Genomic DNA, 20,002 nt, shown 5'->3' with positions numbered 1-20,002 from the left:
CGGTCAAACGACCGCGCCCATCCGGCTTATCTGCGTCCTGTTAGAGCTCTTTCACGTAAAAGTAGTGGCCGTACTCCCCCACGGCGGGCTCCACTGCGCCGAAGCGGCGGTAGCCCAGCTTTTCATAGAAGCCGGGGGCCTGAAATCCAAAGGTGTTCAGCTCCAGGCGCTTCGCACCCTGGCGGGCGGCGTCCTGCTCCAGCTGGGCCAGGAGGCAGGCCCCCAGGCCGGTGCCCCGGCGGGACTCCGCCACCCACAGCACGTCCAGCAGGGCCAGCTCCCCCATCCGGAAGGCATCGCAGCCGCCGATGATCTGTCCGGCCTCGTCCTCCACCACCAGGGAGAGATCCGCCGTATCGGAGACAAAGGTGCGGTTATAGGCCCGCAGGCCGGCGTGAACCGCCGCTTCCCCCGCCTCCCCGGCGGGCTTGATGACATAGTGCTCCATCGCTCTCAATCCTCCATATCAAACGGGGGCAAATCCCGGCTCTGGGGGATGGCGTCGCCCTCAAATTCCAGCTCGTCGGGGACGGGCTCTGGGGCAGCGTCCACCATCCCCTGCTTAAACTGCATCTCCTGCCACTGATCCTTGGTAATGAGCACTTGGCGGGGCTTGGAGCCCTCAAAGGGCCCCACGACTCCCTTCTCCTCCATCTGGTCCACCAGTCGGGCCGCCCGGGAGTAGCCTAGCTTGAGCCGCCGTTGGAGCATGGACACGGAGGCCATGCCGGTCTCCACCACCACTTCAATGGCGGCGGGGAGCAGCTCGTCGTAGTCGTCCCCCACCTCGTCCGGCGCGGAGCCGCCCACGCCCTTGCTCCCCTTCTCCTTCTCGGCGGCGTGCTGCTCGATCTCATGGATGATCTCCTCCGAGTACTCGGCCGAGCCGCTGTTCTGCTTGATAAAGCCCACTACGGCGGCCACCTCCTCGTCGGAGATGAGGCAGCCCTGCACCCGCTGGGGCTTGCCGGTGCCCAGGGGGAAGTAGAGCATGTCGCCCCGGCCCACCAGCTTCTCCGCGCCCGTAGTGTCCAGAATGATGCGGGACTCCAGGGAGGAGGCCACCGCAAAGGCGATGCGGCTCGGGATATTGGCCTTCATCAGACCGGTGATCACGTCGGCGGAGGGCCGCTGGGTGGCGATGATCAGGTGCATGCCGGCGGCGCGGCCCATCTGGGCCACCCGGCAGATGGACTCCTCCACCTCCTTGGCGGCCACCAGCATCAGATCGGCCAGCTCGTCGATGACCACCACAATCTGGGGCATCTTCTCCATGCCCTCGGTCTTGGCGGCGTGGGCGTTGTAACTGGCCAGATCCCGCACCCCGATCTCCGAGAAGGCCCGGTAGCGTTTCATCATCTCCACCACCGCCCACTGGAGGGCGCCCGCCGCCTTCTTGGGGTCGGTGACCACGGGAATGAGCAGATGCGGGATGCCGTTGTAGATGCCCAGCTCCACCATCTTGGGGTCCACCATGATGAGGCGCACCTCCTCAGGGGTGGCCTTGTAGAGCAGAGAGATAATCAGAGAGTTGGTACATACCGACTTGCCCGAGCCGGTGGTGCCGGCGATGAGCAGGTGGGGCAGCTTGGCAATATTGCCCACTACATTGCGGTTGCTGATGTCCCGGCCCACAGCAAAGGAAACCTTGGAGGGGTTGTCCCGGAACTCACTGGAGTCGATGACATCGTGGATATAGACCGGGGAGACGAGCTTGTTGGGCACCTCAATGCCCACCATGGAGATCTTGTCCGGGATGGGGGCGATGCGAACGCCGGTAGCCCCCAAGGCCAGGGCGATATCGTCAGCCAGGTTGGTCAGCTTGTTAAGCCGCACCCCCTGGTCCAGCTCCACCTCGTACCGGGTCACCGATGGGCCGCGGGTCACATTGGCGATGGTAGCATCGATTCCGAAGGACCGGATGGTGTCGGACAGGCGGGCCTGATTGGCCTGGAGCTCGCTGGCCACGTCGGCGCCCGACACGCCTGCCCCCTCGTTCAGCAGCGAAACCGGCGGATACTGGTAGGCCGCCGGAGTCCCCTCCTCCAGTTTGCGGGCGATGTCCTGGGCCACCTCGGCCGCCGCCTGGGCAGCCTCCTCCCTCTTCACCTTGGCCACAGCGGGCTCCCGCTCAATCTCCGGCACCGGCGGGGCAGGGGCGGGCTCCGGGATGGGTTCCGGCACCGGTTTCGCCGCCTGAGCTGCCTCCTGAGGCGTCTCAGGCGGAGGGGACACGGCGATGGGTTCTGCCTCAGGCACATCCCCAGCCGCCGCACCGGCCAATACCTGGTCCGGCGTGGGCACCGAGGGCTTCCGGTTGAAAAAGCGCTCCTTCTTCTCAATGGGCTTGGGCTCGGGCCGTTTGCCCACCAGCGGACCATCGTCCACGGGGATATCGATCTGAGGCACCTGCTGGCGGCGGGCGGCGCTCTCCGGCTCGGGGGCACGGCGGCGCTCACGGGGCTTGGGCTCGGGCAGTTCCTCCTCCTCGTACTCCACCCGGGGCCGCTCACGGATCCGGTCCACGATATCCACCGGGGAGACGTGGAACACCACCATCAGCATGATGGCCGCGATCAGGACGAAGATTACACCGGCTCCGTACTTGCTGAACACCGCAGTCAGCCCCAGGGCGATCGAGCCGCTGACCACACCGCCGCTCTTGAGAGCCTCTCCCTGGCTCCACAGGGTCTTGACCAGCTCCAGGCTCCACTCATAGGAGCCCCTGGTCAAAATCAGGTGGAGCAGGCAGCCCACCAGCACTGGGGTGAGCAGGGCGCACCACACCCGCAGCCGCACCGGGCGGCCCCGGTGGAAGACCAAGATCCCGCTGGCCACCAGCAGCATGGGGGGCAGCAGCCAGTAGCCGTAGCCGATCAGGCCCTTGACCAAGCCGCAGAAAAAGTCGATAAAGATGGCCTGAATATGGAAGTATCCAAAGGCGGAGAAAATGGCCAGCAGCAGACAGGCCACCGCCCCCACCTCCCGACGGATGGGCCTGGGCGCCGGGGCCTTCTTCCGGCTGCCGGCAGCGCGGGAGCCGGATGCGGTCCTTCCCGTACCCGAGGCCGTCCGCTTTCCGCCCGCGTTCTTCTTCTGTGCTGTGGCCATTGAAAATCAAATCCTTTCCAGGGTCATTCTTTTGTATCGGGTTTCTGTCACTTGAGCAGCATCATCTTCACGATGCCCGCTACCAAGCTGCCCAGGCCAACCGCCCAGCAGTAGTAAGCAAACTTGCCGAATTTCCCCTTATCGGACAGGCTCTTAACAAGCCGGATGGCAAAGTACCCCACCACAGCGGACACCGCTACGCCCACTAAGTACATGGGCAGCTCCTCAATGGGGAAGTTCGAGGCCAGCGCATCCTTAATTTCCAGGACGTTGGCGCCCAGTACGGCAGGCAGGGACATAAGGAAGGAGAAGCGCACGGCGAAGGCCCGGTCAAAGCCCCGCATCATGCCAACCGAGATGGTGGTGCCGGAGCGGGAGAGGCCGGGGATAACCGCCAGCGCCTGGCCGCAGCCCACGATCAAGGCGTCCGCCACCGTCGCGTTTTTGGCGGTCTTGTGGCCCCGGGCCATGCGGTCGGAGAAAAACAGGATAAACCCGGTGGCCAGCAGGGCGCAGGAAACCATGATGGAGTTGGAGAACAGTTGGTTCACCGCATCCTGCAAAAACACCATCACAAACAGGGGCACGGTCGCGATGATGATGAGCATCACCATCCGTCGGGCCGGCGGCGGGGCAACGCCGGTATCCTTCCGCCCGGCCAGGGCGGCAATGCCCAGGAAGAACTCGCGGATCATATCCACAATGTCCCGCCAGTAGACCATACAGACAGAAATCAGTGTACCGAAGTGGAGCAGGACGGTAAAGAACATGTATTTCTCCTCCATGTTCTCCATCCCGAAAAACGTCTGAAACAGGGCCAGATGGCCGGAGCTGGAGATGGGCAGGAATTCCGCCACGCCCTGGATAATCCCCATTAAGATGGACATAAAATAAGTCAAAGTCAGTTCCCTCCATGCTGAATCATTTGGACATACGTATTTATATTAACATACGCGCGTGGATATTTCCATCCTTTTCTCCCGCAGTTCCCGGTCGGGACATTTCATACACGATGCACATATCATGACAACAGGCAAATATGGCGATACATGGCCATTTTGCTGTGCTTTTGCACAATAAAAAGCCGAGACCAATGGTCTCGGCTTTTTGCCGCGCCTTACCCGTAGAAAGCGTGGGCCCCGATGGTCGCCACATAGGGGCGGTTCCGGGAGGCCCAGCTTCCGGGGGCCACTGTGGGATTCACAAAGTACAGGGCGCTGCCCGCAGTGTTGGCACCGTCCAGGCACAGCTTGGCGGCAACCACGCTCTCAGCGCTGGGGGTACGGTTGATGCTTCCGTTAGCGGCGGGGGTGAACTGGTTGCGCTGAAAGATCACCTCGTAGACGCTGTTGGGGAACCGGGGGCTGGCCACCCGGTTGAGCACCACATTACCCACTGCAATCTTTCCGTCCAAGGGCTGATTGCCGCTCTCAGCATAGATGATGCGGGAGAGCCAGTACACCACGTCCGCCTGGTAGGCCTGCTCACCGGAGAGGATGGGCCCGCTGCCGGAGGTGATCTGGATGGTGGACTGGGTTCCGTCCCACTCCACGCCGGCGCCCAGCGCCTGGCACAGGGTTCGGATGGGAACCATGATGCTGTAGCCCTCGCACTTGACTCCGTCCGGCACGTACAGGTAGCGGCCGTTGGCCTCGATATACTGGGCGCCGGGCTTGATGTGGAGGGTCAGGCCGTCGGCCTTGACCTCTGCCTGACCATTGACCCACTCCGCCGTCGCGTTCGGATACAAGGCGCTCACGATGGGCCAGTAGGACACATAGGTAGTGCGCGCCTCCACACGGTTGGGCACATCTGCCGCAAGGGTGATCCCATTGACTACAAAGCTGACGCTGCTCTCAGCCGCCGCCGCCTGCCCGGCCAGGGTAACGCAAAGGGCCAGGCTGACGAGCGCACAAAGGGCTCGTTTCTTCATGCTTAGGATTCCTCCTGTTACAATCTGTTACTTGTTGTTCACTGTTTTGTAACCGTATTGTAACCGATTCTCCCCCAAAAAGTCAAGAGGAAGTTTTGTCGATACTGTTCAATCCATTGTGCTGCAATGGTTTCAATTCACCCTTCTCTTTGTGCGTCAGAACATTTTTCGATGTTTCCAGCTCTCCTTCGGCTACAAATGATAACAAAAAGAAACACGTCCGGAAAGCTGTCCGGATGTGTCTCCACCGCGTTCAGCGGTAAAACCAGTGGGCGCCGATCGTCATGACGTGAGTTCTGTTTTCCATAATCCAATGGTTGTTGGTCAGCGCCGGCGCCAGGAAGTACAGGCTGTCCTTGGCCACGTTGACCCCCTCCAAGCAGAGCTTGGCCGCCTGAATGCTCTGTTCCGTGGGCTCCTGATAGATTGTGCCATTGCGCACAGGGGTAAACTGCCCACCCCACCGGTCGTCAAAGATCACACCGTAGATGGTGTCCGGGAAGTCCGGGGAATCCACCCGGTTAAGTACCACGTTGCCCACTGCGATCTGCCCCTCCAGAGGCTCTCCCCGGCTCTCCGCCGAGATGATGCGGGACAGCCAGTAGAGCTTGTCCTCCCGGTTGTAGTCGGGCTGCGTCGTTGCGCTGCCTCCCCCGTTGACCGACACCACGCCGGTGGCCGGATTCCAGTCCACGGTGGCGCCCAGCGCCTCTGCCAACACCCGCACCGGCACAAGCGTACGCCCCGCCTTCAAATGGACACCGTCTTTGGCATACAGCGTACGGCCATTTGCTTCTATGTAGGCATCACCTGGCCGGGCCGTCAGCTTCAGCCCCTCCGCCCGGACCACAGCCCGGTCTTTCACCCAATCCACCTCTGCATCGGGGCGCAGCGCCTCCGTTATCGTCCGCAGGGGGACATAGGTAGTGTTTTGATGGACATAGCTGCCGCTGGCGTCCACCGGTGCGCCGTTGACCCGCAGCGGGCCGGCGGACGCCGCCTGTCCGTTGGTCACCAGAGCCGCACTCAATGCCACGGCCAGTACCAGCTTTTTCATGGTTCCACAACCTTTCTTTGTTTTGTAACCAGATTGTAACCGCTCTCCCCTCCCCTTGGCAAGGCACAATGTTTTCCTGACTTCCCTCTTTTTTTGATTTTTTTCAATTTTCCTCTTGACGTATTCGAAAAAGCTGATATAATAATCTCTGCTGCTCGGCTGATGGGCGAGCAAGGATAGAGCACTCACCATGGAGAGATGGCTGAGTTGGTCGAAGGCGCACGATTGGAAATCGTGTAGGCGTTAATAGCGTCTCGAGGGTTCGAATCCCTCTCTCTCCGCCAAAACTCCGCAACCTTTCGGTTGCGGAGTTTTTTATTCAATATGAATCAGGCGCCCTACCAGCTTAGCTGGCAGGGCGCCTGTCCGGGAGCTGTTCTCCCCGCCCCAACCCATTCGCAGGCCCTGCGCGCTCCGTCGGGAGTCTGCGGCCCCGTTCCATTCTCCCCAATGTCCGGGCGGCCGCCTGGCCGGTCCTGGAATTCACCTGTTAAGCGGAACCGTCGATCCCGAAATGAAAAAGCGGATACCTCTGTATCCGCTTTTTCCCACCTTGGGAGCAGGTCGAAAAAAGCGGTAACCTCAGGTTACCGCTTTTGTACGCACCATGCCTCTCCCCTCCACTCGGGGAGAAACTGCTCCTTGTAGGTCTTCTGACTCACACGTCCAGACGGCTATGCCGCCAGCGCATATCCCCCGCCTTCCCAGCACAAGCCAGTGACCCGCTTTCACGGAAAGAGGATACGCTCCGTGCTTACAGCTACGTACCCATCCGCACCGAGCGGAACTGGGCCGTGTTCAGGAATTTCACCTGATTCCCTTGTTCAGCCGAACAAGAATACGTGTCCCGCCCGGACAGACGGGGTCGCGTAAATGCCACAAAAGCCGGAGTTCGATATTCAACTGTGCTTCCATCATATACCGCCCGGCCAGGAAAGTCAATCCCCTTCCTCAGGCCACTCCTCATAGGCCAGCCGGCGGGAGAGTTCCGCTGCCGTATCCATTACCAGGGGCGCCAGCGCCTCCAGCCGCGCTCTGGACATACGGGTGGTGGGGCCTGAGACACTGATTCCGCCTACAATCCGCCCCGAGTAATCACGCACCGGCGCCGCCACACAGCGGGCACCCAGCTCCCGCTCCTCGTCCTCCAGGGCATAGCCCCGGCTGCGTATCGTCTCCAAGCTGTTCACCAGCGCCTCCCGCGTGACCAGTGTATGGGGCGTCAGGGCCCGCAGGCCCTTAACTGCTATGTACTCGTTCAGCTTCTGGTTACTGTAATTGAGCAGCAGGAGCTTTCCCGCGCCGGTGGCGTGGAGCGGGGCGCGTGCGCCTACCCGCTGGCTCACCATCAGGATTCCATCCGGGCCGTCCACCACATCGGTGCACTCCACTTCCATTTCTGCCTCACACCCCAGGCACACAGTCTCCTGACAGCGCTGCGCCAACTCCGCCAGGAATGGCCGCGCCACATCCCGCATATTGGTCTGTTCACTGACCAGGCAACCCAGGCGGGCAAACCGCAACGACAGAGAGTAGTGCTGCGTACAGGGATCCTGATTGACATAGCCGTACACCTGCAGTGTATTAAGCATCCGCATCACCGTGCTGGCCGGCATTCCACATTTCTTAGCAACGTCCTGCAGCCGCATAGGGCCCTTACCGCGGGCCATAACCTCCACAATCTGAATGGTTTTTTCAATGGACTGATTGACCTTGGATAGTTTTGCATTCATCGTGCAACACCCTTTACTTCCAATGTCTTTTCATGTAAAATGATACCATATAATTCACGAATTTGCAACAGTTAAGGGAGCATTTTCCATCACGAAGTTGATAAGAGCAAATAATTTTGTCCGCGTCAGAAAGACAGCAGCGCCTCTGGAGAAATCCAGAGGCGCTGCTTTGTTTGAAAAGGTGTACCTTTACAAACTTTCAGATAGAACGATCCCTGTTTGTATGATACACAAGTCTGCCAGGATTTTCAATACTTTTTCAGCAAATACAAACAGTAAAATTGCGCTTTAGAAAGGTACACTTTTACAAAGCGGACAGTTTAGAAAGGTACTACTTTTGTATAAAGGAGAATAGAGCAAATGAGAAAACGACTACTAGCAAGCATAATGGCGATGGTACTGTTACCGTCTCTTTTTCCTGTTTCTGCCCTTGCAGTCGAGAGAGACAAGGGCAGCGAGACGCCGGTTGCCTGCGCCGTGACCGAGGGCTGTACCCTGCAGGCCGGGCATGAGTGTGAGTGCGTCCTGCCCGATGAACCGGAGACCACGGAGGATGATCCCGCCCCCGCTGACAATGTGATGTCCGGTAACTGCGGCCTATATGATTATATAAACAAGGAATATACCGATACTGTTAAATGGGCACTTACAGCGAACGATGAGGATGGTTATACTCTCACAATTTCCGGTAATGGTCCTATGGGAAATGCTTATATCACGGAAGACAATGTGAGTAGTGGCGAGCCAGAATGGCACTACTCACGCGAGAAGATTACTCGAGTAGTAATTCAAGACGGAGTAACTTCTGTTGGCGCGAAATCGTTTAAGAATTATACAAATTTGAAGACGGTAGTTCTTCCGGCCTCTATAACTAAAATTGGGCAAGATTCGTTTTATGGTTCTGGAATTACCTCCATCACATTACCAGCAAATCTGACTACTATTGAGTCACAAGCATTTTATAAATGTTCTTCTTTGAATGGAACGATTTCTGTTCCGGTTGGCGTAGTTTCCATCCCATCCTATACATTTGCAGCGACGGGCATTAGTAGCATTGAGTTTAATGGAGCCGTCACTGAAATTGGAGTTAATGCCTTTATGGGGTGCCGTTCTCTGACAAGCATTACTCTGCCAGATACGGTAACGACGATTGCTCCTGGTGCCTTTAGTAACTGTATACAGCTTGAAAGTTGCGTTTTTCCAGAAAATCCACAGTTTACAAAAATAAGCAAGGAGACTTTTAAGGGGTGTACTGAGCTGGAAGAAGTCCTCATTCCAAGCTCTGTTACCGAAATTGCCGAGAGTGCTTTTCAAGGATGCACTAATTTGAAAAGAGTGGTTCTTTCAAACAACCTTAACACTATTGGTAGCATGGCATTTAAGGATGCATCTTTAATGGAGGGTGTCTATATTCCGGCATCGCTTTCCTCTATTCCAGAAAATAATCAAATTTTTAAAGGAATGGCAAATAATAGTGTAATTTATTTGGGTTCAAGCGATTTAATTTCCTTGATGTTGCAGTCAAAGGCTGATCCAACCTCAACAAGCAATGGATTCGATTCAGAGAAAACTTCTCTGGCCGTTACCGATGGCGGCACCTTTGCGGCGGACACCAAGTTTGAGTCTGGCAAGCTGGCAACTCCCATCAAAGAGGGCAGCATCTTTGATGGCTGGTACGAAAACGAGGGTTGTACCGGTACCGCTGTGACCAACTCCACAGCAGGAAAGACCTACTACGCCAAGTGGATCGAGCTGAAATCCGATGCTATTTCCATGGAGTACGGCTCCACCCAGACGCTCCCGACCATCGAGGGCGTCACCCTCTCCAACTGGCAGTCCAGTGACAGCACCATTGTCTCTATTGAGGACGATCAGCTCAAGGCAAACAAGGTGGGTAAAACCACCATCACCGCCACCGCCAGAACGGAGGCTGGCGTCACAGGGACGCTGACCGTCAATGTGGAAGTCACCCCCATGCGGATCATCTACGGCAAGGCAGACACAACGCAGAATGACGACGACATCGGCCGTCCGTACATCACCTACGCGCTGAATGAGGACGGCACCGCGCCCAAGTTCAGTGACCTGCTGGGCTTCTATCCGGTGAAAAAGGGCAGTCAGAACGGAACCTACGAGGCTGATATCGCTAAGGACAAGATCGACCTCAAGCCCGGCATAGGTGATGACAGCGATGTTTACTATGTTTATCAGAACGATGTAAGCGGAAATATTATACAAACTGACACCCTGCCCACCCACCCCACCACCGATGCGGACGGCAATCCCCACAGCATCCGGGTGGAATTGAAGCTGAAAAACCCCAACTACCGCTTCTGCACCGTGGGTACGAACTGGGAACCGGGAGATACCATCATCCTCTATGTCACCTGCTATGAAAATGGCATGAATGAGGTGGATCTGTACCTGGAGGGAGACAGCTCGCCGCTGGAGACCTTTGAAGGAGACCGCGAGTATGAGTACACCGGCCAGGGCATCGTCCCTACCACCCGTAACCTGACCACCCTGTACACCAAGGGCACAAGCACTGACCATTCCATCACATCCTTCACCGCCCACTTCCACGCAGTACAAGAGGGCACCGCCTTTAGCGGAACGCACCTGTACAATCAGACAAACTCCCAGCTGACCGCCGATGCACTCAAGGCCATCGCTCCCACCGAGCTGGGCGTCTACTCCTTTGTCATCAACGGGTATAACAAGGACACCAAGACCTACTGTTACGCCTCCCGGCGATACAGCATCGTCATGGGAAATCCCAAGGGCGAACCTACCTTTGACAAGGTCAGCAGCGGCGTGGAGCTGTCTACCATCACCCTGTCCGGCTCCATGAAGAACGCGGCGGGTATTGAGGTCGCGGGTACATTCTCCTGGGATGATGGCGACCAGACCGTGGAGCGCGGCAAGTCCTACGCCTGGACCTTTACCCCAGATGATACTGACCACTACAACAAGGCCACAGGTACGGCTGTGGTGTGGCCCAGCTCCTCCGGCGGAGGCTCCAGCTCCGGCCGTTTCACCGTCAGCGTGGACAGCGGAAAAAACGGCTCCGTCACCGTCAGCCCCAAGCGGGCCGAAAAGGGCGACACCGTAACCATCACCGTGAAGCCCAACGAGGGCTATGAGCTGGACAAACTGGTTGTCACCGGCAAGAATGGCGGCGAAATCAAGCTCATCAACGAGGGTGGCGGCAAATACACCTTTAAAATGCCCGCCTCCAGGGCGGAGATTGAGGCGAGCTTCGCAAAAATTGAAGCCGAGCCCAAACTCCCCTTTGCCGACGTGAGCAGCGGCGACTGGTACTATGACGCGGTGGTCTATGTATATAAAAACGGCCTCATGGACGGCACTGGCCCCGCCGCTTTTGCGCCCACTACAGTGCTGACCCGCTCCATGGCGGCCCAAGTGCTCTGGAACCTGGCGGACAGCCCTGCCGTCCCCGGTACGGCAGGCTTCACCGACGTGCCGTCGGACGCGTGGTACGCCGGTGCGGTCAACTGGTCGGCGTCCCGGGGGATTGTGACCGGGTACAGCACCGGGGCCTTCGGCCCGGAGGACGCAGTGACACGGGAGCAGTTGGCGGCCATGCTGTACCGCTATGCGGGCACGCCGGAGCCCACGGGCAGTCTGGACGGCTTTAACGACAAAGACGCGGTTAGCGATTACGCGGCAGATGCCCTGTGCTGGGCGGTGGACGAGGGTCTGCTGACCGGCAAGGGCGGCGGTTGGCTCGACCCCGCCGGCACCGCCACCCGTGCCGAGATGGCCGCCATTCTCATGCGCTTTACAGAATCCCACAACTAAGCACAGAAGCCCCCCGGATCAGGGATTAATTCTTCTAGGGACACAATGCGACCTCTGGACAACGCAGTTGGTGCGGGTAAACAAAAAAGATAGTAAGTCATGAAGTTGACTTACTATCTTTTTTATCTTCTTAGTCCGCAAAAAGAGGAGTAGAGAGATAACGGTCACCTGTATCCGGCAGCAATGCCGTGATGGTCCTTGCCTCTATTTTCGGGCCGCTTGGCGGGTTGGAGCGCAGCCCAAACCGCAGCACCGGAAGAGATGCCAGCCAAAACGCCTTCGGATTGACCAAGCCCCTTACTATTGCCAGAGGTAGGCCCGATGATCACAGAACCGGGCTTTCATTTTCCGCTGGCCGCAGCATCGTCGATCATGGCTTTTGCGATACGGTCCTTGATGCTGCCAGCGGGATTGAAGTATTCGAGTTTGCCGAGCAGGTTGGCCTCCAGCCCTTCGCTCTGCTCAATAGGGACGAGATTCAGAGGCGGTGTTTTCCCGATCAATTGGTCCTCAAAATATAGATATTGCTCATTTTGTCAATAGGGCCGCTCCAAAAAGGCTATTGATTTTCCTATTAACCATGCGCTATAATAGGTTATAATGAGTGCAAGGAGACTTTAAAATGCTGATTTCTACGAAAGGGCGGTATGCACTGCGCGTTATGATTGATCTTGCTGAGCACCAGACGGACGGCTATATCCCACTGAAAGAAGTTGCTCAGCGGCAGGATATTTCAGAGAAATATCTTGAAACCATCATCAGGCTCCTTGTCAAAGCAAATATTCTCAGCGGACTGCGGGGCAAGGGCGGCGGATATAAATTGACAAAGTCGCCTGACCAGTACACTGTTGGCGCTATTTTACGACTTACGGAAGACTCCCTGGCGCCGGTTTCTTGTCTCGGACCAGGCGCAGCGGTCTGTGCCAGAGCAGCGGAATGCCGCACTTTACATATGTGGCAGGGTCTAGATAAAGTAATTAACGAATATCTGGACAATGTTACCATTGCAGATTTGATGAAGTCCGGTGCTGCTGGAGATAATTATGTAATTTGATTAGGTAACAGAATGAGCCGGTAGGATATCCTACCGGCTCATTTTTCCTCATATTGCTCCAAAAATCAGTGCTCTGTACCGTTTTTTTGCAACCGGGCACCGTATCTGGAAAACAGCGTGGATGTTGTTGAATATACTCTTTTTAATGCCGGGATTGCTTCGTTTCAACCCACAGAGCAGTGTTTTGTTTTCCTGACGTTTAGAACTGCCGCCTCCGTTGTCACAGATTGAGCCGTTCTCCTCAAAAAGGTTCCACCCTTTTCGCAAACTCCATCTGAGCCGTAACAATCCAAACAGTACAGGGTGATATTACTGGTAAACTACAGGGGGATATCTTTCCCTTGGAACCGAAAGCTCGCGTCATTGAGCATAGCGGTGGAACCGCAGTCATACTTCGAAATCTGATAGTCCAATGGATTTTTCATGGAACCAACTCTTTGTAACATTGGTCGAACACCTGCAAAAATTCGTCAAGCTCCTCTCGTGTTGTCAAATGACTGAGGCTCACTCGCCAGGAGGACAGCGCATTTTTTCGGTCCCCGCTGACGGCAAATACCGCTTTGGATGGCGTCCCCTCCGCGGAACAGGCCGACTTGACGGAAACACATACGCCCCGCTCACTCAAAACACGTTGAAATACCGTGCCTTTAAGCCCCTGAACGCTGAGGTTGAGGATATGCGGTACCGCGCCTTCCGGACTGTTGATCCGGACTGACGGATAGTGCAGCAGTGCAGTCTTTAGGTATTCGTTCAACTGCCGAACACAGCGGATCCGTTCTTCCTGCTGCGTCAGCGTCAATTGAAGCGCTTTTTCAATGGAAACAGCCAGTGCCAAAGCCGGTGTACCACTACGGTAAAGCGTTGTGCTGGAACCGCCGTGAATCTGAGGCTCGATAATCACACTGCTCTTTTTCAGGAGAAGTCCGCTGCCGTTGAGACCGTAAAACTTGTGAGGAGCGATGCTCATGGTGTCCACACCATCCATCACCAGCTCCGTTTTTCCTATCGCCTGGGTGGCATCCACATGAAGACGGCAGTTTGGAAAATCTTTTAGAATCTCCGTAATTTGACGGATTGGCTGCACTGTCCCCAGCTCACTGTCCACCGCGCAGACTGACACCAGGATCGTGTCCTTCCGCAGCAGATCACCCAGTTGCTCCAGGTCAATGGTTCCATCCCGCTGGATATCCAACAAATCTACTTCCCAGCCCTGCTGCTGTAAAGCCGTAAGTGTGCCGCCCACAGATGCGTGTTCCAGTACGGTGGAGATCATGTGTCTGCCGGTATTTCGGGAAGCCTGGGCAATTCCCTTGATTGCCAGGTTGTTCGACTCGCTGGCTCCGGAAGTGTAGATAATCCCGGCGGGTTCCACACCGAGAAGTCCAGCAATATGATCTGTCACTCGGGCCATCTCCTCGCAGGCTGCACGTCCAGCGCAATGCGTTGAGTTCGGATTTCCGATATACGTTTGCTCCGCTTTACAAAATGCCTCTAGCACAGCAGGATCGACTGGTGTGTTGGCGGAGTAGTCAAGGTAAATCATGGCGTCTCTCCGGTAAAACTGTAATTTTGTCTCCAGAGTGAATCATCCCCTCCTGCAAAACAATGGCGAAAACCTTCTCCCGGCGCCACACTGTCTCCGATCCGCCGCCAAATCACACAGCTTGCATGGAACCTCACCGCCAATTTAAGTAATCCTCAATTGGGTATCACCAGCTTAAAGCGTTGTTCCAACCGGGAGATTATTTAAAGTAATCCCTCTCGTTAAAATGTTGTCCGCAAAGCTCCTTACAGGAACGTTCAGTGAAGCGGATTTCACCTTTTCCACGCTTTCTGCCCCACGGTTTTTCTGGTTGCAAAAGTGTGGCGATTCACACTTGTCCGGCATACCCGTCCATCATCACTCAGACCAAATTCGCCAACGCCGCCAATACCACCCCCAGCAACCCGGGCCTGATACAGTTTTTCCATGTCCTCCCGGTGGAAGAGACGCTGTGTCCTCAAAAATTGATTCAGCATCGTTGCTTATGCCTCAATTCTTGTATTTCCACTCATTCAATCACTGCCTGACCTTTTGTGGTCAGAACCATACTTCCACTCGGAATCTGAGCAGAAAGACGCCGTAAATCGACCTCTGTTTGGGTCAGTTTCAGCGCACCGCAGCTTCCGCAGCAGCAGGCGCCGCAGTGGTCATGTCCGCCGTTCAACATATGGCTGTCCAAGCCTGAGCCTGTATTTTGTGAATCAGCGTTTCGTTGGCGGCGCCTGGCAGATCGTGCCGCCGCCAACAACGACATCTCCATCATACAGAACCACAGCTTGTCCAACGGTAACAGCCCTCTGCGGCGCATCGAATTCCAGCCTAACACGGCCGTGTTGCTCCGGGTACACAGCAGCCCACTGTTCCGCCTGACGATATCGGGTTTTGGCCTTCACCCGCATGGGCTGCTTTAATTGCGGGATGGAGATCCAGTTCATATCTTCCGCAAGAAGCATACTGCTATACAGCGCGTTTTCCGGCCCCACTGTGACCGTATTGGCAGCCATATCCTTTCCGCAAACGTACACAGGTTCACCCATGGCAAGACCAAGTCCTTTTCTTTGCCCCAAGGTGTAACGGACAGCCCCGCAATGTCTGCCGACCGGCTGGCCCTCCAGATCAAGAAACGCTCCTGCCGGGTAGTGTTTTCCGGTATACTGTTCCATAAACTTGACATAGTCCCCGTTCGGAACGAAGCAAATGTCCTGACTGTCGTGCTTCCAGGCGTTGCAGAATCCCAACTGTTCCGCGATCTCTCTCGCTTCCTTTTTCATTTTGCCGCCCAAAGGAAACTGTATGTGGCTAAGCTGATCCTGTGTCAGCATATACAGCACATAGCTTTGATCCTTGCTGTCATCCAGCGCTTTTTTCAAAAGATACCTGCCGGACACTTCGTCATATTCAATGAGGGCATAGTGTCCGGTGGCCACATACTCCAGCCCCTTCTCTTCAGCAAAGCGAAGCAGTTTATCGAACTTCATATACCGGTTACAATCAATGCATGGATTCGGTGTCCCGCCCGACTCATATGTTCGGATGAACTTTCCGATGATCTGGTTCCTGAAGTCCATGGTAAAATCCAGCACTTCATAGGGAATATCCAGTTGAAACGCCACCTCACTGGCGTCGTCGATATCCTTCTGCGAGCAGCAGGTATGGAACTGACTCAAGCCGATGTCCGCGTTGCGGTAAAGACGCATGGTCGTTCCCTCGCAGCGATATCCTTGCTCACGCATCAGCCATGCCGCGACAGAGCTGTCCACACCGCCGCTCATTGCAATCAGGGCACTCTTTTCTCTATTAGCTGACATCTTCTACTGCAGTTCTTCAGGAACCCACCACAGGCCGTCGTTGTTCTCCTCCAGATAGGCCTTAAATCGGTCAGAGTGATAAGCGTCCACAATGGCCTGCGCCCAGTCAGCATTTTTGTTTCCTTCCTTGACAACAACCTGTAGGATAAGGTGATCAAGAATGTCCTCGGTTGCCAGTGCAGCAGAGGGGTCAATCCCGGCATTGTAAACAATGCTGCCGGTAATGATTACATAGTCAAAGTCCTGTATGGCTGCGGGGATGGTTAAAGACTTCATTTCCACAAATTCCAGATTCTTGGGGTTCTCCACGATATCATCCTGTGTCACGGCAGAGGGATCTACGCCGCTATCCAGAGTGATCCAGCCGATCTTTTGCAGCAGGACATAGGCCCGAGCGGTGTTGGAGGCATCGTTGGGGACGGCAATTTTTGCGCCGTCAGTCACTTCATCCAGAGATGTGTGGGTCCCAGAGTAAATACCGGCGGGAACGGTAGGGATGGGACTGATGGGAACCAGATCACCGTTGTTATTGGAGTTAAAGTTTTCGGCGTATGCCGTGTGCTGTTCCACGTTCACATCCACATCGCCGTCGTTCAGGGCGATATCGGCAGTCAGCAGGTCGGAAAAGTCGACTCCTTTCAGCGTGTAGCCCTGCTCCTCTAGGATGGGAACGATCGCTGCTTCGAACAATTCGGTGTAGGGACCTTGAGACTTGCCGTAGACGATCTCCGTCTTTGCGGCGGGATCGGCGGAGGATGCTCCAGAGTCCGGTGCGCTGTCCGTGGAGCTGTCACTGCCGCCGCAGGCAGTCAAACTCAGAATCAGAATCAGGGACAGTACCAATGCAAAAAACTTCTTCATAGGATTAACCTTCTTTCACGACTCGACACTAATATGAATCACACATTATCTGTGCTCACGCAGACGGCGGGAAACACGGTTGCCTGCCATCTGCAATAGTTGTACCAGGATGACCAGAGCAATGACAGTAACTATCATCAACGGGGTATTCATCTTTTCATAACCATAGGTCAATGCCAGATCGCCGATACCGCCTCCGCCGCAGTAACCAGCCATAGCGGAGGCGCCCAACAGGCCGACGGTTCCTGTGGTCAAGGCCAGAACCATCGAACCCAGCGCTTCAGGCATCAGAAAACAGCGGATGATCTGCCAGGTTGTGGCTCCCATAGCCTGGGCCGCCTCCAGAATGCCTGGGGATACCTCCAGTAAACTGTTCTCAATCAAGCGGGCTAAATAGGGACTGATATAGACCACTAACGGAACCAAAGCGGCCGTGCTGCCAATCGTCGTACCCAGAATAGCGCGGGTAAGCGGCATGATGGTAACCAGTAAAATGATGAACGGAACACTCCGTACCACATTGATGTAGAGGCTGACGATACTGTGTAGAACTTTATTTTCCACAAGGCCGCCCTTGCGGCAGAGCACCAGCACCAAGGCGAGCAAGGTACCGAGCACGGTGCCAATCAATAGTGCAATACCCACCATGTATAGTGTTTGACCGCCATTAAGCAGCAGTCGCTCGACAGATACCTTAAAAATTTTTGTTTCCAACAGAGCTTCCATCAGTCGAATACCACCCTTTCGCGGAGAACTCCAGCCGCGTCGATCTGTGCTTCGGCCTGGAGCAGCTTGTCATCGGAACCAAACATTTGCAGGATGAAAATACACATGATGCTTTCCCCAAACTCCTGAACGGTTGCACCAAGGATATTAACCTCCACGCCGACAATCTGGCAAATCTCGGAAATGACCGGTTTTTTGACGCTGGCGCCGATAAATTTCAGCCGGTCAATCACATAGTGCCGCGTTTCTGTCTGGAGCAAATCCAGAATGCTCTTGGGGATCTGATCGTTGATAACCGTGCGGACAAACTCCTGTGTCACCGGAGCATGAGGCTGGCTGAACACATCCAACACTGTTCCCTGTTCCACGATCTGCCCGTTTCCCATGACGGCAACCTTGTTGCAGATCATCTGGATCACCTGCATCTGGTGGGTGATCAGCAGAATTGTCACGCCCATCTTTTTGTTGATGCGCTTTAGGAGGCCGAGGATGGATTCTGTGGTCTTGGGGTCCAGTGCACTGGTGGCTTCATCACACAGGAGAATTGCGGGTTCTGTTGCCAGCGCCCTGGCAATACCCACCCTTTGTTTCTGTCCGCCGGAAAGCTGAGTGACATAAGTATCTCGTTTGTCGTGCAGCTCCACGATATGGAGCACTTCTTTGACGCGTTCAGTGATCTTCTCCTTGGGGATGCCCTCCAGGATCAGTGGAATCGCAACATTCTGGAATACGGTTTTGGACTCCAATAGGTTGAACTGCTGAAATACCATGCCAATTTTACGGCGCATCTTCCGCAGCTCAGCTTTGGAGAGCGTGCTCAGTTCCCGGCCAGCCACGGTGACTGTGCCGGTATCCGGTTTTTCCAACTGGTTGACCATGCGGAGCAAAGTGGATTTTCCTGCGCCGGAGGAGCCGATAATCCCATAGATATCTCCTTTCTCCACATGAACCGACACATCCTTCAGCGCATCCACCGTACCGCTGGGGCCGACATATCGTTTGCTAATATGTTCTAATTGAATCATGGCTTCTCCTGCCTTCCAAGCCACCACAGGGCGTATCCCACATATAAGCCTGCTCCCAAGACAAGTGCATTCTCATCCAAATCAAAGTTTCCGTTGTGGAGGCTGTTCAATGTGCTGGGCAAGTCTGTGTTTGCTGTGCCAATATAGGCGTAGCACCCTGGTACAAAACGTTGATACTCAGCAAAGTTATCGCCGCCCAGGGACAAGGGGCGATTGGTGACGACCTGAATATGGTCTCCCAGCCCCTTTGCCACTTCTGCCGCCTCACGGCTGACCTGCGGATCATTAATCAGAGCGGAGGTAATATCCGACCAAATCACCCTGGCTTCCGCGCCACTGATGGCTGCAATCTGCTCCGCGGTCTGGTCGATCCACTCCCGCACCTGCAGACGCGTCTCCTGAGAGATCGTGCGGGTGGTCCCCTCCAGCTCCGCATATTCCGCAACGGCATTGTAGGTCGTTCCAGCAGCAAATTTCCCGACGCCGAGGAGCACTGGCTCCACAGGTGAAGAACGCCGGGCAACCAATCCCTGGATTGCTACCACGATCTGACTGGCGGCATACAGGGCATCCGCGCCCAACTGCGGGGTGGAGACATGGGCTGCCTTGCCATGGACTAGGATACGGAAATGATCCACTGCGGCATTGTTCAGTCCGGGCGTAAGTCCAATGGTGCCAAGGGGCAGATCCGGAGCACTGTGCAGGCCCAGAATGCGCTCCGCGCCATCCAGGGCTCCGGCATTTATAAAATCCGGAGCGCCTTTGCCGGTCTCCTCCGCCGGCTGGAACAGAAAACGGAGCTCTCCACCAAAGCGGTCACGATTTTGGGAGAGGACTTTCGCGGCACCCAAGAGGCTTGCTGTGTGGGCATCGTGCCCACAGGCGTGCATGATTCCGTCTGTCTGAGAACGGTACTCCACATCGTTGGTTTCCTGAATGGGCAGCGCGTCAATATCCGCCCGTAAGGCTACGACTCCGCTGCCGCTTTGAGTGCCTCGCAAAATCCCCAGAACACCGGTAGCTCCGATCCGAGTATGAGAAATTTCGAACCGCTCAAGCTCCTGTTCGATCACCCCAGCAGTACGCCTTTCCTGCAGGGATAATTCCGGATGACGGTGAAAATCCCGACGTAAGCTAATCATATATTCTTTTTCAGCACATACCTGCTCACGCAATTCATTCAAACTGATACCTTCTTTCGCTGGAATCCTTCCGGTCCAAAAAATTATTACGTTTGGGGACGCTTCCGTACGTACATCGTCCGCACCTAAAACTTTTCCATAGCAGTTCTTTAAATATATATAGACTGCATCTTACGTTTCCTTCCGT

The 20,002-nt window shown here is 55.6% G+C and carries 15 protein-coding genes, 1 tRNA gene, 2 pseudogenes and 1 riboswitch; of the genes and pseudogenes, 4 read left to right on the top strand and 14 right to left on the bottom strand.

The features are described 5' to 3' along the window. Positions 1-40 precede the first annotated feature (40 nt). From ACESY8_RS06495 to ACESY8_RS06475, 5 genes are all read right to left on the bottom strand, one after another. A complete protein-coding gene (locus ACESY8_RS06495) occupies positions 41-448 on the bottom strand; it encodes a GNAT family N-acetyltransferase (protein ID WP_054338559.1) in 408 nt (135 codons plus the stop codon). A 5-nt stretch (positions 449-453) separates the two neighbouring features. Continuing rightward, positions 454-3,111: an FtsK/SpoIIIE family DNA translocase gene (locus ACESY8_RS06490; protein WP_021632070.1), complete on the bottom strand. Its 2,658-nt coding sequence runs from the start codon at positions 3,109-3,111 to the stop codon at positions 454-456. A gap of 47 nt (positions 3,112-3,158) precedes the next feature. Next, positions 3,159-4,010 carry an undecaprenyl-diphosphate phosphatase gene (locus tag ACESY8_RS06485; protein ID WP_024723079.1) on the bottom strand — a complete coding sequence of 284 codons (852 nt, stop codon included), beginning with the start codon at positions 4,008-4,010 and terminating at the stop codon, positions 3,159-3,161. A gap of 218 nt (positions 4,011-4,228) precedes the next feature. Beyond that, complete coding sequence (locus ACESY8_RS06480; RefSeq protein WP_007488256.1) at positions 4,229-5,044, bottom strand: cell wall hydrolase; 816 nt, start codon at positions 5,042-5,044, stop codon at positions 4,229-4,231. A 253-nt stretch (positions 5,045-5,297) separates the two neighbouring features. Further along, positions 5,298-6,101 (bottom strand): cell wall hydrolase, encoded by an 804-nt coding sequence (locus tag ACESY8_RS06475; protein WP_024723080.1) that lies wholly within the window; start codon positions 6,099-6,101, stop codon positions 5,298-5,300. Between the two features lie 192 nt (positions 6,102-6,293). On the opposite strand from ACESY8_RS06475, the gene ACESY8_RS06470 reads away from it, so the two are divergent. After that, positions 6,294-6,385: transfer RNA gene (locus ACESY8_RS06470), tRNA-Ser, on the top strand. A 342-nt stretch (positions 6,386-6,727) separates the two neighbouring features. Then, positions 6,728-6,954, bottom strand: a riboswitch (cobalamin riboswitch). Between the two features lie 85 nt (positions 6,955-7,039). Here the strand turns inward: ACESY8_RS06470 and ACESY8_RS06465 are convergent. Next, positions 7,040-7,834 carry an IclR family transcriptional regulator gene (locus tag ACESY8_RS06465; protein WP_087359494.1) on the bottom strand — a complete coding sequence of 265 codons (795 nt, stop codon included), beginning with the start codon at positions 7,832-7,834 and terminating at the stop codon, positions 7,040-7,042. 360 nt (positions 7,835-8,194) lie between these two features. Between ACESY8_RS06465 and ACESY8_RS06460 the strand changes: the two are divergent. Then, positions 8,195-9,265, top strand: a pseudogene (locus tag ACESY8_RS06460) (leucine-rich repeat domain-containing protein); the annotation flags it as partial. 81 nt (positions 9,266-9,346) lie between these two features. Continuing rightward, entirely contained in the window at positions 9,347-11,656 is a 2,310-nt protein-coding gene (locus ACESY8_RS06455) for an S-layer homology domain-containing protein (protein WP_434307993.1), read from the top strand. A gap of 344 nt (positions 11,657-12,000) precedes the next feature. Here ACESY8_RS06455 and ACESY8_RS06450 read toward each other — a convergent pair. Then, a pseudogene (locus ACESY8_RS06450) lies at positions 12,001-12,159 on the bottom strand (pyridoxal-phosphate dependent enzyme); the annotation flags it as partial. Between the two features lie 119 nt (positions 12,160-12,278). Between ACESY8_RS06450 and ACESY8_RS06445 the strand changes: the two are divergent. Next, positions 12,279-12,710, top strand: coding sequence for an RrF2 family transcriptional regulator (locus tag ACESY8_RS06445; RefSeq protein ID WP_007488247.1), 432 nt, complete (start codon positions 12,279-12,281; stop codon positions 12,708-12,710). A gap of 421 nt (positions 12,711-13,131) precedes the next feature. Here ACESY8_RS06445 and ACESY8_RS06440 read toward each other — a convergent pair whose 3' ends face one another. The 7 genes from ACESY8_RS06440 to ACESY8_RS06410 form a co-directional block, all read right to left on the bottom strand. Continuing rightward, positions 13,132-14,253, bottom strand: coding sequence for a cysteine desulfurase family protein (locus tag ACESY8_RS06440; RefSeq protein ID WP_054338557.1), 1,122 nt, complete (start codon positions 14,251-14,253; stop codon positions 13,132-13,134). Between the two features lie 272 nt (positions 14,254-14,525). Then, a complete protein-coding gene (locus ACESY8_RS06435; RefSeq protein WP_153810763.1) occupies positions 14,526-14,681 on the bottom strand; it encodes a hypothetical protein in 156 nt (51 codons plus the stop codon). A 273-nt stretch (positions 14,682-14,954) separates the two neighbouring features. After that, positions 14,955-16,025 (bottom strand): tRNA 2-thiouridine(34) synthase MnmA, encoded by a 1,071-nt coding sequence (mnmA, locus tag ACESY8_RS06430; RefSeq protein WP_243427596.1) that lies wholly within the window; start codon positions 16,023-16,025, stop codon positions 14,955-14,957. Between the two features lie 39 nt (positions 16,026-16,064). After that, positions 16,065-16,922, bottom strand: a complete 858-nt coding sequence (locus tag ACESY8_RS06425; RefSeq protein WP_054338555.1) for a MetQ/NlpA family ABC transporter substrate-binding protein — start codon at positions 16,920-16,922, stop codon at positions 16,065-16,067. A 45-nt stretch (positions 16,923-16,967) separates the two neighbouring features. Further along, on the bottom strand, positions 16,968-17,648 hold the full coding sequence (locus tag ACESY8_RS06420) for a methionine ABC transporter permease (RefSeq protein ID WP_007488239.1): 681 nt from the start codon (positions 17,646-17,648) through the stop codon (positions 16,968-16,970). Beyond that, on the bottom strand, positions 17,648-18,700 hold the full coding sequence (locus ACESY8_RS06415; RefSeq protein ID WP_338154747.1) for a methionine ABC transporter ATP-binding protein: 1,053 nt from the start codon (positions 18,698-18,700) through the stop codon (positions 17,648-17,650). Before ACESY8_RS06415 ends, ACESY8_RS06420 begins: the two co-directional genes overlap by 1 nt. After that, positions 18,670-19,857 carry a M20 metallopeptidase family protein gene (locus tag ACESY8_RS06410; RefSeq protein WP_227127182.1) on the bottom strand — a complete coding sequence of 396 codons (1,188 nt, stop codon included), beginning with the start codon at positions 19,855-19,857 and terminating at the stop codon, positions 18,670-18,672. Before ACESY8_RS06410 ends, ACESY8_RS06415 begins: the two co-directional genes overlap by 31 nt. Between the last annotated feature and the right edge of the window lie 145 nt (positions 19,858-20,002).

The organism is Clostridium sp. ATCC BAA-442 (assembly GCF_964239415.1).
Taxonomy (GTDB): Bacteria; Bacillota; Clostridia; order Oscillospirales; family Oscillospiraceae; genus Flavonifractor; species Flavonifractor plautii.
This window is presented reverse-complemented; position numbering and strand designations above follow the sequence as displayed.